This is a genomic window from Frigoribacterium sp. PhB118, from assembly GCF_003751725.1.
Taxonomy (GTDB): domain Bacteria; phylum Actinomycetota; class Actinomycetes; order Actinomycetales; family Microbacteriaceae; genus Frigoribacterium.
In genome coordinates this window covers 502,548-514,775 of sequence record NZ_RKID01000001.1, presented here as the reverse complement: position 1 = coordinate 514,775, position 12,228 = coordinate 502,548, and the positions used below count along the sequence as shown (strand labels likewise).

Genomic DNA, 12,228 nt, shown 5'->3' with positions numbered 1-12,228 from the left:
CGACCGGGAACGGGATCAGCGGCGAGCGGCGCCGCGGCGACCCGAGACGGCGACCCAGACGACCAGCACGACGATCGCGCCGATGATCGAGCCGATGATGCCGGCGGGCTGGAAGAACCCGTCCGTGGGGTCGTGCTGGAACAGCAGGAAGCCGAGGAACCCTCCGACGAACGAACCGATGATGCCCAGCAGGATCGTCATGGCGATCGAGAGGCTCTGGCGACCCGGGACGACCGCGCGGGCGATGAACCCTGCGATGAGGCCGACGACGAGCAAGCTGATGATGAGACCGATCATGGTGTTCTCCTTCCGGGAGAGATGGGCGACCGGCACCGTCGGTGCCGTGGTGTCGCAGGACCCAGCAGACCACCCCTGGAGGTGTGGCGGCACACCCCTCGGGGTGGGATGGTGTCCTCATGCCCCTCGCTCCGACCCGGTCGATCACCGTCGCACTCGTCGACGACCACGACGTCGTGCTCGCCGGTCTCGCCCACATGTTCGACCGCTACCGCGACCGGGTCGTCGTCGCCGAGATCGACGCCACGACGTCGCTGTCCGACCGGGTCGACGTCGTCCTCTACGACTCGTTCGCCCAGCCGGAGTCCGACCATCACGAGCTCGCCGAGCTGGTCGCCAACCCGGCGGCCGGCAAGGTCGTCGTCTACACCTGGAACTTCCACCCCGAGCTCGTCGAGTCGGCTCTGGCGCAGGGCGTGCACGGGTACCTGTCGAAGACCCTCGGTGCCCGCGAGCTGGTCGAGGCGCTCGAGGCGGTCCACCGGGGCGAGCGCGTCGTCAGCGAGGTGCGGGGGCGGGGGCCGAGTGCACCGGGCCTCGACTGGCCCGGCCGCCGCGAGGGCATCACCGACCGCGAGTCCGAGATCCTGGCCCTCATCACCCAGGGGAAGAGCAACGCCGAGGTCGCGGCACTGACCTACCTCAGTCCGAACACGGTCAAGTCGTACATCCGGTCGGTCTACCGGCGGATCGGCGCGACCAGTCGGACGCAGGCGGTGCTGTGGGGCGTCCAGAACGGCTTCCGGCCGGACCACCATCGGATCGACCACTGGCTCGGCGGCCCCTAGGAGGCGCTGCGGCGCCGTCGACGGACGCGCGCGTCAGTGCGCCAGGGGTTCGCCGTCCCACGAGACGGCGACCCAGCCGGCCTCGGTCGAGCCCTCGAGGACGACCGACCCCGTGTTGCGGAGTCCGTGGGTGCGACTGAACGCGGCGTCGAGGTTGCGGGCGGTGTCGGCCGCCCAGACGCAGATCGCGGCTTCGTGCGAGACGAGCACCGCGGTCGAGTCGGCCGGTGTCGACGCCACGACCCGATCGACCGCCCCGCGGAACCGGGCCGTGAACTCGCTGCCGCTCTCACCACCGGGGATGCGCGCCTCCGGGTCGGTCCACCACTGCTGCATGGTGCCGGCGTACCGGGGCAGGGCCTCGGCGTAGGGCAGACCCTCCAGGTCGCCGGCGTCGATCTCGTGGGCACCATCGACCTCGTGGTGGGGGAGGCCGAGACCCTCGGCGACGATCGCGGCGGTCTCACCGGCCCGGCGCAGGCGCGAGGAGTGCACGGCGACGATCGCTTCGCCCGCCAGAGCCGTCCCGAGGTCGGCGGCCTGTTCGCGGCCGAGCGGGGACAGCGGCGGGCCCGGGGGGCGCGAGCCGATGGTGCGGGCGACGTTGTCGGCGGTCTCGCCGTGGCGGATCAGGAGGAGGCGCATCGTGGCTTTCGGTCGGGGCGGAGCGTCCATCGTGTCACGGCGCCCGCCGACTCCTAGCGCGCGGTGCGATCCGCCAGCACGGCCCGGGCCGCCATCCCGATCACCGCGCTGTAGGTGGGGTAGGCGAAGCGCACCTCCGCCAGGGTGGCGACGTCGACACCGCCGGCCATGGCGGTGGTGACCGCCTGGACCACCTCGACGGCGTTCTCACCGACGGCATGGGCACCGAGCACGAGCTCACGACGGCGGTCGGCGATCAGCTTGAGGAACCCCGTCTCGCGGTCGTCGATCACGGCCCGGTCCACGGTCGAGTACGGGATCGTGACGACCACGCACGACTCGTCCGCCTCGCGGGCCTCGTCCTCGGTGAGGCCGACGCCGGCGTAGTCCGGGTCGGTGAACCCACCGGCGGGCAGGAGGTGGTGCGGCGTGCGGCGGTTGGCGCCGAGGACGGCGTTCTCGGCGGCGGCCTCCCCCTCGAACTGGGCGGCCTGGACGAGCATGTCGCGGCCGTTGGCGTCGCCCACGGCGAAGACGTGCGGGACGACGGTCCGGAAGTACCGGTCGACGGGGACGGACGAGCGCTCCACCTCGATCCCGGCGTTCTCCAGGCCGAGGTCCTCGACGTCCGCCGGCCACCCCGTGGCCATGACGACCACGTCGAAGTCGGCCCGGGCGTGCGCGTCGTCCTGCCGCCAGGTCAGGGTGATCGAGCCGTCGTCGGCTCGGGCGAGGCTCTCGACGCCGTCGATCCCGGTGCGCACGTCGATGCCCTGCTCGGTGAACGCGACGGAGACCGCCTCCGAGATCGACGCGTCCGACGTCGTCAGCACCCGCGGGGCGACGTCGAGGAGCGTCACGTCGCTGCCGAACGCGTCGAACACCGTCACGAGTTGTGCGCCCGTGTTGCCCGCGCCGATCACGGCCACCCGGTGGGGGAGGGACGGCAGGTCGAGGACGTGCTCGGGGACCGTCGCCAACTCGTTGCCCGGGATCGGCAGTCGGCGCGAGTGACCGCCGACGCAGATCAGGATCGACGCCGCCGAGATCGTCCGCCCGCTGTCGAGGACGAGGGTCGAGTCGTCGACGAACCGGGCCCTGCCCTCGTGGACCAGCTCGACGCCCGCGGCCTCGAACCGCTCGGCCTCCCGCTTGATCGACCGCACCGCGTCGACGCGCTCCCGGACGCGCGCGACGGTCGTCGCCCAGTCGATCGTCGGGGGAGCGACGCCGACGCCGTAGACGTCCGCGTGCCGGGTCTCGCGGATCAGCCGGGCCGTCTTGGCCAGCACCCTGGTGGGCACGCATCCGGTGTTCACGCAGGTGCCTCCCTCGCGCCCCGCCTCCAGGACGACGACGCGGGCCCCGAGTTCGGCTGCACGCAGGGCCGCCGCGGTGCCCGCCGGACCGGCGCCGATGACGGCGACGTCGTAGTCCTTCTCCGAGATGCCCATGTGCTGCCTGCCCCTTCGTCGAGTCGGTCGTCAGGTCGAACTCAACCAGCTGCGGATGGGCGGACGCCCGTGCAGGCAAGTCGAGGCGGACGAGCAGACAGGTCCGTCCCGACTCGCTAGCATCACCACGTGACCATCGACCTGAAGACGACCCGGCCCGACGGCACGCCCCGTACGTTGCCGCTCACGGACGACGACGTCGCTCGGGGGCGGGTGCTCGTCCGGTGGATGCGCGTGGCCCTCGTCGTCGGCATCGTCGTCTCGCTCGGCCTGGTCGTCTTCGTCTGGACCCAGGTCCCGGTGTGGACGACCACGCCGTATCGGCGACACGGCGTCGAACACTCCTTGCCGACGTTCGCGCTGTTGCTCTTCCCCGGCCTCGGGGTCGGGATGCTCGCGTCGACCCTGCGGAAGTCGAGTGCCTACGTCCCGCCCCGCGAGAGGACGTTCCTGCTGGTCGCGATGCCGATCTTCGTCGTCTTCATCGTGGGTGCGACGGCCTACCTCGCGTCCACGTACCTGGCAGCGGGGGCGTCGTCCTGATCGGTCGACCGATCGCTCACCGGCCCGCGACGATCTCGTCGGCGTTGTCGAGGATCCAGTCCATGAGCGGCACGAGGCGGGCGGCCAGGTCGGTGCCACGCTCGGTCAGCGAGTAGTCGACCCGCGGCGGGATCGTCGGCTGGGCGGCGCGATGGACGATGCCGTCGGCCTCGAGGGTCTTCAGGGTCGAGGCGAGCATCTTCTCGCTGACGCCCTCGATCTCGCGTCGCAACTCGCCCCACCGCATCGGCCCGCGTTCCAGTGCCAACAAGATCAGAACGCCCCACCGACTCGTCACGTGGGTCAGCACCACGCGGCTCGGGCACTCCGCCGGAAAACGACCGGAGGGGGCAGGGCGGGCAGCATTCACGATTCCGACGTCCACGTCAGTAGCTTACGAAAAGGTGCGTACCTGCAGATGGGAAGTCCCAGTGGATCGTCGTCGTTGTCCCGGGCACGCAACCGAAAGGAACACCATGTCCACGATCGTCACCGCCGCCTCCGGCCAGCTCGGCCGCCTCGTCGTCGAGTCCCTCCTCGCCCGCGGCGCCGCCCCCGACAGCGTCGTCGCCACGTCGCGCGACGTCTCGAAGCTGGCCGACCTCGCCGAGCGCGGCGTCCGCACCGCCGAGCTCGACTACACCCGACCCGACACGATCGCGGCCGTCATCGACGCGGGCGACGTCGTCGTCCTGATCTCGAGCGACGCCGTGGGCCAGCGCGTCCCGCAGCACGCCGCCGTGATCGACGCCGCGAAGGCGGCCGGTGCCGCCCGCATCGTCTACACGAGCGTCCTCGCGGCCTCGACCTCGCCCCTGATCCTCGCGCCCGAGCACAAGGCGACCGAGGAGCACCTCGCCGCCTCCGGCGTGCCCGTCACGCTGCTGCGGAACGGCTGGTACACCGAGAACTACGTCGGCGAGATCGCCACCGCCCGCGACTCCGGCATGGTCGCCGCGAGCGTGGGGGACGGCCGTCTCGCCAGCGCCAGCCGTCGGGACTACGCCGAGGCCGCCGCGGTCGCGGCCCTCGACGAGTCGACCGCCGGTCGCACCTTCGAGCTGTCCGGCGACCACGCCTGGGACTTCGACGAGTTCGCCGAGGCGCTCACGACCGTCACGGGCCGACCCGTCCGCTACGAGTCGCTCACGCCCGAGCAGCACGCCGAGCGCCTGCGGGGCTTCGGTCTGGACGAGGGCACGGTCGGCTTCGTCGTCGCCCTCGACGGCAACATCCGCGACGGGCTGCTCGCCGACACGAGCGGCGACCTCTCCGGTCTGATCGGCCGCCCGACGACCCCGCTCGTCGAGGCGCTCTCCGCCGCCTCGGCGTAGTCACGCCGACCGCCGGGCGGGAGACCGCAGGAGGCGCGGTGCCGGGACACGGGCACCGCGCCTCCTCGTCGTCCTCGGTGGGCACGGGGGCGGTCGCGCCCCCGCCGCGAGCGTCGGTGTCTAGGCTCGGGGCATGGCCACCCTCGTCCTCGTCCGGCACGGACGCACCACCGCCAACGCGAGCGGCGTGCTCGCCGGACGGACGGCGGGCGTCCGGCTCGACGACGTCGGACGCGAGCAGGCGCGGCGGACGGCCGAGCGGCTCGCGGTCGTGCCGCTCGTCGGCGTCGTGTCGAGCCCCCTCGAGCGCTGCCGTCAGACGTCGAGGGCGATCCTCGACCGCCAGTCCGGCAGGCCGGCGACGCCGATCGACCGGGGCATCACCGAGTGCGACTATGGCGACTGGCAGGGTCGGCCGCTCAAGGAGCTCGCGGGCGAGTCGCTCTGGTCGGTCGTGCAGAACCAGCCGTCGGCCGCGGTGTTCCCCGGTGGCGAGTCGCTGCAGACCATGCAGTCCCGGGCGGTCGCCGCGGTCCGCCGGCACGACGCCGCGTTCGAGGCCGAACACGGTCCGGGCGCCGTGTGGGTCGCCGTCAGCCACGGTGACATCATCAAGTCGATCCTCGCCGACGCCTACGGCATGCACCTCGACCTGTTCCAGCGCATCAGCGTCGGCCCGGCCTCGGTGTCGATCGTGCGCTACGGGCCGAACCGCCCCGACGTCGTCGCGACGAACACGGACTCGGGCGACCTCTCGTGGCTGCGGCAGGCGGCTCCCGCCGGCGACGCCGCCGTCGGGGGAGGCGCGGGTCCTGCGGGCGGCGACGCCGCCGGCGACGAGCCTCCCGCGACCTGAGCGTCGGCGGCGGGGCGCTCGTAGACTCGCGGCATGCCCTCCATCGTCCACACCTTCGACTGGCCGGATCGGGTCGTCGTCGGGACCATCGGCCGTCCCGGCTCCCGCGCGTTCTACCTCCAGGCCCGTGACGGGTCGCGGGTCACGAGCGTCGGCCTCGAGAAGATGCAGTCGGCCGCCCTCGCCGAGAAGATCGACGAGATCCTCGACCAGGTGATGGCCGCCGACGGCAACCCGGTCAGCGTGCCCACCGGCATCCCGGTCGAGCTCGTCGACAACGAGCCCCTCGACCAGCCCGTCGAGCCCGAGTTCCGGGCCGGGGCGCTCAGCCTCGGCTGGGACCCGTCCACCGCCCAGGTCGTCATCGAGGCGTTCCCGCTGGTCGAGGTGGCGGACGACGCCGACGTCGACGAGGCCGAGCTCGAGCCGGACGAGGTCCTGGTCGTCCGCATCCCCGTCGGCACGGCGAGGGCGTTCGCGGCTCGGACCCTCGAGATCGTCGGGGCCGGTCGACCGCTCTGCCCCTTCTGTGGGCAGCCGATCGACCCCGAGGGCCACGTCTGCGTCCTGTCCGGCGACCTCTGATGTCCTCGGCGTCGGCCGAGGACGCTCCCCCCGAGGCGTCCGCCACCGTTCCGCCGGACGACGTCGAGCTCGAGCTCACCGGTCGCATCCGCACGGCGTCGAACGCGTCGTTCCTGGCCCGCCTCGGCGACGTGTCGGTCATCTACAAGCCCGTCGCCGGCGAACGGCCGCTCTGGGACTTCCCCGACGGTCGCCTCGCCGATCGTGAGGTCGCGGCCTACCTCGTCTCCGAGGCCCTGGGTTGGGACGTCGTCCCGCGCACCTGGCTGCGCGACGGCCCGCTCGGCGAGGGCATGGTCCAGCTCTGGCAGGACGTCGACCCGGAGCAGGACGCCGTCGACCTCGTCCCGGTCGACGACCTGCCCGACGACGGGTGGCGCCTCGTGCTGGAGGGCGAGGGCGACGACGGGCCGGTCGCCCTGATCCACGAGGACACCGATGCCCTCCGCCGCATGGCCGTCTTCGACGTCGTGGTCAACAACGCCGACCGCAAGGGTGCCCACGTGCTCGCCCTGCCCGACGGACGACGGCACGGCGTGGACCACGGACTCACCTTCCACGCCGAGCACAAACTGCGCACCGTGCTCTGGGGCTGGATCGGCGATCCGCTCACCACCGATGAACTCGCCGGGGTCGAGCGCGTCCGGGCCGGTCTGTCCGGTTGCCTGGGGACGGCCCTCGCGCCGCTCGTGACGTCGGACGAACTCGAGGCGCTCGACGACCGCTGCGCCCGCCTGCTCGCGTCCTCCGTCTTCCCCGAGCCGCACGGCCCTATGCCGGCGGTTCCGTGGCCCGTGTTCTGACGTACGACCCGATGACGGCCGCTCCGAGGTCGTCCAGGTCGGGGGCGGTCACCGTGCCGTCGACGCGCCGCGCCATCCCATCGACGAAGCGGGCGAGCCCCGGGTCGTCGCCGAGCCGGAAGAACGTCGTGTGCGCGCCGAGGCGGCGGGCCACGTCCAGTTGCTCCACGGCCCGCAGGATCGTCACGGGGTGCGGCGGGTAGTCGAAGAAGACCTCACCGCCAGGCTCGAGGTGGGAGGTCGGCTCGCCGTCGGTGACGATCAACAGGACGGGTTGCGCGGTCGGGTGCTTGCGGAAGTGCCGATTCGCCAGCAGAAGGGCGTGGTGGAGGTTCGTCCCCTTGTCCCACTTCGCGTCGAGGGCGACGAGCTGCTCGATCGGCATGACCTCGGCGTGCCGGCCGAACCCGATGAGCTGCAGGTCGTCGCCGCGGAAGCGCGACGTGATCAGGGTGTGTAGGGCGAGGGCCGTGCGCTTCATCGGCACCCAGCGGTCCTCCATCGCCATCGAGAACGACGTGTCGACGAGCAGGGCGACGCAGGCCTGCGTCCGGGCGTCGGTCTCGTGCACCTCGACGTCGCCGATCTCGATCCGCACCCCGCCGTCGGTCCGGCCGCCCCCGGCGGCGGTCCGCGTGATCGCGTTCGTGATCGTCCGGGTGACGTCCCACGGCTCGGTGTCGCCGAACGCCCATTCGCGACTCGCGCCGGAGCGGTCGCCGAGGCCTCCCGCGGACCGCAACTCGCGCCTCCCCGCTCGTCCCGACATCTTCGCCGCGACGTCGCGCAGCAGGTCCTTGCCGAGCTGCCTCATGGCCCGGGGCGTCAGGGCCAGCGTGCCGTCGGCCCGGCGGCGGAGGGCACCCGAGTCGCGGAGGGCCTTCTCGAGCCGCCGCAGGGCCGCGGCGTCGACGGCGGCCTGCTCGCCCAGTTGGCGGCGCAGGGCGTCGAGGTCGACGTCGTCGAGCGACGAGCCGCTCGACTGCTGGGCCAGCTGCTCGGCGAGCGCGTCGAGGTCGGCGAGGTCCTGGAAGACCCCCGTGCCGTCGCCGAGCCCGAGGCCCTGTTCGCCGTCCATGCCCTCGGAGCCGCTCCAGTCCTGCCCCGGTCTCAGGGCACGCAGGGTGCCGTCGAGCCGTTCGAGGGACTGCATCAGGTCGGGGGAGCCGAAGGCCTGCTGGGCCAGGGCGTCCAGCTCGGCCCGTTGCTCGGCCGTCATCGAGTTGCGGAGACGCTGGGCGGCGGCCGCACGAGCGGCCAGGGCGTCGATCAACGCGTCGACGTCGCCCGGTTGCTCGGGGAACGACGCCCCGTGCTTCGCCATGAAGTCGTCGAACTGCTCCGGGGTGTCGTCACCACGGGCGTGGGCGGCGAGCAGGCCGTCGAGGTCGCGCAGCATCTCGGCCACGGCCTCGCGGTCGGCGTCCGAGGCGTTCTCGAGGGCGGTCTTCATCCCCGCGAAGCGCTGGTCGAGCATCTCGCGACCGAGCAGGTCCTTGATCTCGTCGTAGGCGTCCTGGGCCTCCCGGCTCTGCCAGCGGTACTCCGTCAGCTCGGCGACGGCGCCGGCCGGGGACGGCGGAAGGCTGTCGAGCTGGAGCTCGGCGAGCGCGCGGTCGCCGTCGTCGAGGTCGACGTCCCGGGCGAGCTGGGCGCGCTCGGCCCGCAGGGCCCGGTCGAGGAGTTCACGGACCTCGTGGAGCGTGCCGTCGAGGTGGTGGTCGCGGGTCAGGGCCCGCCGACGTTCCGCGACCCGGCGGGCGAGGTCGTCGAGACCGGTCTGGTCGCGACCACCGCGCCGGAGGAACTCGCGGAGCGCCGCCTCGGCGCTCGTGCCCGCCATGACGTCCCGTCCGACGGCGTCGAGTGCTTCGGAGAGATCGGCAGGAGGCGCGAGCGGGTCGGGCCCGTCGGCGTACCTCTGGTAGCGGGCGGCCCGGTGCAGGCGACGGTTCGCCCTAGCCACGTCGCACCTCAGAACCCGTAGGCCGCTTCACCGTCGCCGCTCTCCTTGCTCACGCGTCGGGCCAGGAAGAGGCCCTCGAGCGCCAACTCGACGGCGCCGGCCCGACCGCCGTCGGTCGTCGCGCCGAGCCGTTCGGCGACGCGGTCGTAGAGGTCGTCCTCGCCGAGCGAGGGCAGACCGGCCAGGAACTCCCGGGCGGTGACCTGCTCACCGGTGGTCACCATGACGCCCGACTCGAGGGCGTCGACGAGCCCGTCGAAGTCGAGCCCGCGGAAGTGGGCACGGACGGTCTCGGCGGTGGACGTCCGCAGCAGGTGCTCGAGGACCTCCTCGGCACGGTCCTCTTCTCCGGACTCGAACTCGATCTTGCCGCCGAGCACGTCGACGGCCGTCTCGAGGTCGATCGGTCGTGCCACGGCCTCGTCCTCGCCCTGTCGGGTCGCGCGGTGCAGGGCGGCGGCCGCGATGGTCTCGGCTCCGGCGATCGCGAAGCGGGCGCTGACGCCGCTGCGCTGGTCCACCGAGGGGGACTCGCGGAGCGCGCGCGTGAAGCGCGCCAGGATCTCGACGAGGTGGTCCGGCACCTCGGCGACGAGGTCGGCCTCCTGACGGACGACCGCGACCTCGTCGGCGAGCTCGGCCGGGTAGTGCGTCCGGATCTCGGCACCGAAGCGGTCCTTGAGGGGCGTGATGATCCTCCCGCGGTTGGTGTAGTCCTCGGGGTTGGCGCTGGCCACGACGAGCACGTCGAGCGGGAGGCGGAGGACGTAACCGCGGATCTGGATGTCGCGCTCCTCCATCACGTTGAGCATCGCCACCTGGATGCGCTCGGCGAGGTCGGGCAACTCGTTGACCGCGACGATGCCGCGGTGGCCCCGGGGGATGAGCCCGAAGTGGATCGTCTCGGGATCGCCGAGGCTGCGTCCCTCGGCCACCCGCATCGGATCGACGTCGCCGATCAGGTCGGCGACGCTCGTGTCGGGCGTCGCCAGCTTCTCGACGTAGCGCTCGTCGCGTCCCCGCCAGGCGACAGGCAGGTCGTCGCCGAGCTCGGCGGCGCGACGGCGGCTCTCGCTCGTGATCGGCTCGAACGGGTGCTCGCCCAGCTCGGACCCCTCGATCACGGGGGACCACTCGTCGAGCAGACCGGCGAGCGTCCTGAGCAGGCGGGTCTTGCCCTGACCGCGCTCTCCCAGCAGGACGATGTCGTGGCCCGCGATCAAGGCCCGTTCCAGCTGCGGGATGACCGTGGACCGGAAGCCGTGGAGTCCAGGCCAGGGATCACGTCCCTCGCGCAGGGCGTCGAGCAGGTTGTCTCGGATCTCGGTGCGGAGGGGCTTGGGGACGTGCCCCGAGCGCCTGAGTTCGCCGACGGTTCTCGCGGAGGGAGGCATCACCCCGGTGACGCTACGCTCCCGACCCGGACCTGGCGAGGGGCGCCTCCTGCGAGCTTGCCGAGACGTCACGATTCGACGACATCCGTCGCGCGACGGTGGTCGCCTCTCGTCGGAGCCGGTTGACTGGCCGACATGGCTGCCGACGACGACGTCCTCCGGACACCCGACCTCACGACCCCCGTCTCGACGAAGAGATGGCGCGTCATCGGCCCCGGGCTGGTGGTCGCGGCCACCGGCATCGGGGCGGGAGACCTCGTCGCCACCCTCGTCGCGGGCTCCCGCTTCGGCTACGCCCTCGCCTGGACCGTGGTCGTGGGCGTCGTCGTCAAGATCGCCCTCGTCGAGGGTGCCGGGCGCTGGTCGCTGGCCACGGGGCGGTCGATCTTCGAGGGGTGGCGATCGCTCGGGCGCTGGACGAGCGTGTACTTCGGCGTCTACGTCGTCGTCTGGGGCTTCGTCTACGGGGCCGCCGCGATGAGCTCGACCGCGCTGCCGTTGCAGGCGCTCTTCCCGGGGGTCGACCTCAAGGTGTTCGCGATCGGTGCCGGCGTGCTCGGCGGAGTCATGGTGTGGTTCGGCAAGTACTCGTTCTTCGAGAAGGTCATCGCCTTCTTCGTCGGCCTCATGTTCGTCACGGTGGTCGGCTCGGCGATCGTCACCCTGCCGAACCTCGGCGAACTCGCGGCCGGTCTCGTGCCGACCATCCCCGAGAACGGGCTGGTCGTCGCGCTCAGCGTCACCGGCGGGGTCGGCGGCACCATCACGCTCGCCGCCTACGGCTACTGGTTGCGCGAGAAGGGCTGGCACAGTCCGGGCTGGATGAAGGTCATGCGACTCGACAACGGCGTCGCCTACGTCGTGAGCGGCGTCTTCGTCCTCGCGATGCTCGTGGTCGGGGCCGAGCTCCTGTACTCCGGCGGCATCGCGTTGGCCGACGGCGAAGGGGGGCTGGTCCAGCTCGCGGCCGTCCTCGGCGAGCGCTACGGCACCTTCATGACCTGGTTCTTCCTGATCGGGTTCTTCGCGACCTCGTTCTCGTCGATCCTCGGCGTGTGGAACGGCGTGTCGCTCATGTTCGCCGATTTCGTGGGCACCCTTCGCGGTCTCGACGCGGACGACCCCCGACGCCGGATCGGCGGCCTCTACTACCGGGTCTTCGTCGTCTGGCTCACGGTTCCTCCGATGGCGATCCTCTTCCTGGACCGGCCGATCGGCTTGATCGTGCTCTACGGGGTGCTCGGGGCGCTCTTCATGCCGTTCCTGGCGATCACCCTGCTCTGGCTGCTGAACTCGTCACGCACGCCGGCCGAGTGGCGCAGCCGGTGGGTGAGCAACTCGCTCATGGGGATCTGCGCCGTGCTCTTCGTCGTGCTGGGTGCGCAGCAGCTCGCGACAGAGGTCGGCAAGCTGTTCGCCTGACCCGCGCGTCGGCAACTCCTGGTCCCTGCGGCGGTACGTGCCGCCCGCGGGGCGGTCAGGCCGGTCTCGCGCCGGGAGGCAGGAATTGCCGACGTCACGGGTCAGGCGCACGCGGGCCCGGGGCGGACGGTGGCGCGGGGC

13 protein-coding genes are annotated in these 12,228 nt (G+C 72.2%); 7 read left to right on the top strand and 6 right to left on the bottom strand.

Annotation, left to right across the window (positions count from 1 at the left end):
- Positions 1-15 precede the first annotated feature (15 nt).
- A complete protein-coding gene (locus tag EDF21_RS02315; protein ID WP_123570784.1) occupies positions 16-297 on the bottom strand; it encodes a GlsB/YeaQ/YmgE family stress response membrane protein in 282 nt (93 codons plus the stop codon).
- A gap of 119 nt (positions 298-416) precedes the next feature.
- Here EDF21_RS02315 and EDF21_RS02310 point away from each other — a divergent pair, with 119 nt between their 5' ends.
- Positions 417-1,085, top strand: coding sequence for a response regulator transcription factor (locus tag EDF21_RS02310; protein WP_123570159.1), 669 nt, complete (start codon positions 417-419; stop codon positions 1,083-1,085).
- A gap of 33 nt (positions 1,086-1,118) precedes the next feature.
- Here EDF21_RS02310 and EDF21_RS02305 read toward each other — a convergent pair whose 3' ends face one another.
- A complete protein-coding gene (locus tag EDF21_RS02305) occupies positions 1,119-1,730 on the bottom strand; it encodes a histidine phosphatase family protein (protein ID WP_123570158.1) in 612 nt (203 codons plus the stop codon).
- 53 nt (positions 1,731-1,783) lie between these two features.
- Positions 1,784-3,184, bottom strand: a complete 1,401-nt coding sequence (locus tag EDF21_RS02300; RefSeq protein ID WP_056045563.1) for an NAD(P)/FAD-dependent oxidoreductase — start codon at positions 3,182-3,184, stop codon at positions 1,784-1,786.
- A gap of 129 nt (positions 3,185-3,313) precedes the next feature.
- Here EDF21_RS02300 and EDF21_RS02295 point away from each other — a divergent pair, with 129 nt between their 5' ends.
- Positions 3,314-3,727: a hypothetical protein gene (locus tag EDF21_RS02295; RefSeq protein ID WP_123570157.1), complete on the top strand. Its 414-nt coding sequence runs from the start codon at positions 3,314-3,316 to the stop codon at positions 3,725-3,727.
- A gap of 16 nt (positions 3,728-3,743) precedes the next feature.
- On the opposite strand, the gene EDF21_RS02290 is transcribed toward EDF21_RS02295, so the two are convergent.
- Entirely contained in the window at positions 3,744-4,112 is a 369-nt protein-coding gene (locus tag EDF21_RS02290; RefSeq protein ID WP_082059742.1) for a helix-turn-helix domain-containing protein, read from the bottom strand.
- Between the two features lie 91 nt (positions 4,113-4,203).
- Between EDF21_RS02290 and EDF21_RS02285 the strand changes: the two genes are divergently transcribed.
- From EDF21_RS02285 to EDF21_RS02270, 4 genes are all read left to right on the top strand, one after another.
- Positions 4,204-5,061, top strand: a complete 858-nt coding sequence (locus tag EDF21_RS02285; protein WP_123570156.1) for an NAD(P)H-binding protein — start codon at positions 4,204-4,206, stop codon at positions 5,059-5,061.
- A 133-nt stretch (positions 5,062-5,194) separates the two neighbouring features.
- A complete protein-coding gene (locus EDF21_RS02280; RefSeq protein WP_123570155.1) occupies positions 5,195-5,917 on the top strand; it encodes a histidine phosphatase family protein in 723 nt (240 codons plus the stop codon).
- Positions 5,918-5,950: 33 nt separating this feature from the next.
- Positions 5,951-6,502 carry a DUF3090 domain-containing protein gene (locus EDF21_RS02275; RefSeq protein WP_056045550.1) on the top strand — a complete coding sequence of 184 codons (552 nt, stop codon included), beginning with the start codon at positions 5,951-5,953 and terminating at the stop codon, positions 6,500-6,502.
- Complete coding sequence (locus EDF21_RS02270; RefSeq protein WP_123570154.1) at positions 6,502-7,305, top strand: SCO1664 family protein; 804 nt, start codon at positions 6,502-6,504, stop codon at positions 7,303-7,305. Before EDF21_RS02275 ends, EDF21_RS02270 begins: the two co-directional genes overlap by 1 nt.
- On the opposite strand, the gene EDF21_RS02265 is transcribed toward EDF21_RS02270, so the two are convergent.
- Positions 7,274-9,271 carry a VWA domain-containing protein gene (locus tag EDF21_RS02265; protein WP_123570153.1) on the bottom strand — a complete coding sequence of 666 codons (1,998 nt, stop codon included), beginning with the start codon at positions 9,269-9,271 and terminating at the stop codon, positions 7,274-7,276. The two genes, EDF21_RS02270 and EDF21_RS02265, sit on opposite strands and share 32 nt — an antisense overlap.
- A gap of 8 nt (positions 9,272-9,279) precedes the next feature.
- Complete coding sequence (locus tag EDF21_RS02260) at positions 9,280-10,665, bottom strand: hypothetical protein (RefSeq protein ID WP_056045542.1); 1,386 nt, start codon at positions 10,663-10,665, stop codon at positions 9,280-9,282.
- Between the two features lie 135 nt (positions 10,666-10,800).
- Here EDF21_RS02260 and EDF21_RS02255 point away from each other — a divergent pair, with 135 nt between their 5' ends.
- Positions 10,801-12,087 (top strand): Nramp family divalent metal transporter, encoded by a 1,287-nt coding sequence (locus EDF21_RS02255; protein WP_123570152.1) that lies wholly within the window; start codon positions 10,801-10,803, stop codon positions 12,085-12,087.
- The last annotated feature ends 141 nt before the right edge of the window (positions 12,088-12,228 follow it).

Coding starts and splice junctions, on each gene's coding strand:
- EDF21_RS02315 (WP_123570784.1), bottom strand. CDS start 297: ATGATCGGTCTCATCATCAGCTTGCTCGTCGTCGGCCTCATCGCAGGG.
- EDF21_RS02310 (WP_123570159.1), top strand. CDS start 417: ATGCCCCTCGCTCCGACCCGGTCGATCACCGTCGCACTCGTCGACGAC.
- EDF21_RS02305 (WP_123570158.1), bottom strand. CDS start 1,730: ATGCGCCTCCTCCTGATCCGCCACGGCGAGACCGCCGACAACGTCGCC.
- EDF21_RS02300 (WP_056045563.1), bottom strand. CDS start 3,184: ATGGGCATCTCGGAGAAGGACTACGACGTCGCCGTCATCGGCGCCGGT.
- EDF21_RS02285 (WP_123570156.1), top strand. CDS start 4,204: ATGTCCACGATCGTCACCGCCGCCTCCGGCCAGCTCGGCCGCCTCGTC.
- EDF21_RS02280 (WP_123570155.1), top strand. CDS start 5,195: ATGGCCACCCTCGTCCTCGTCCGGCACGGACGCACCACCGCCAACGCG.
- EDF21_RS02275 (WP_056045550.1), top strand. CDS start 5,951: ATGCCCTCCATCGTCCACACCTTCGACTGGCCGGATCGGGTCGTCGTC.
- EDF21_RS02270 (WP_123570154.1), top strand. CDS start 6,502: ATGTCCTCGGCGTCGGCCGAGGACGCTCCCCCCGAGGCGTCCGCCACC.
- EDF21_RS02260 (WP_056045542.1), bottom strand. CDS start 10,665: ATGCCTCCCTCCGCGAGAACCGTCGGCGAACTCAGGCGCTCGGGGCAC.
- EDF21_RS02255 (WP_123570152.1), top strand. CDS start 10,801: ATGGCTGCCGACGACGACGTCCTCCGGACACCCGACCTCACGACCCCC.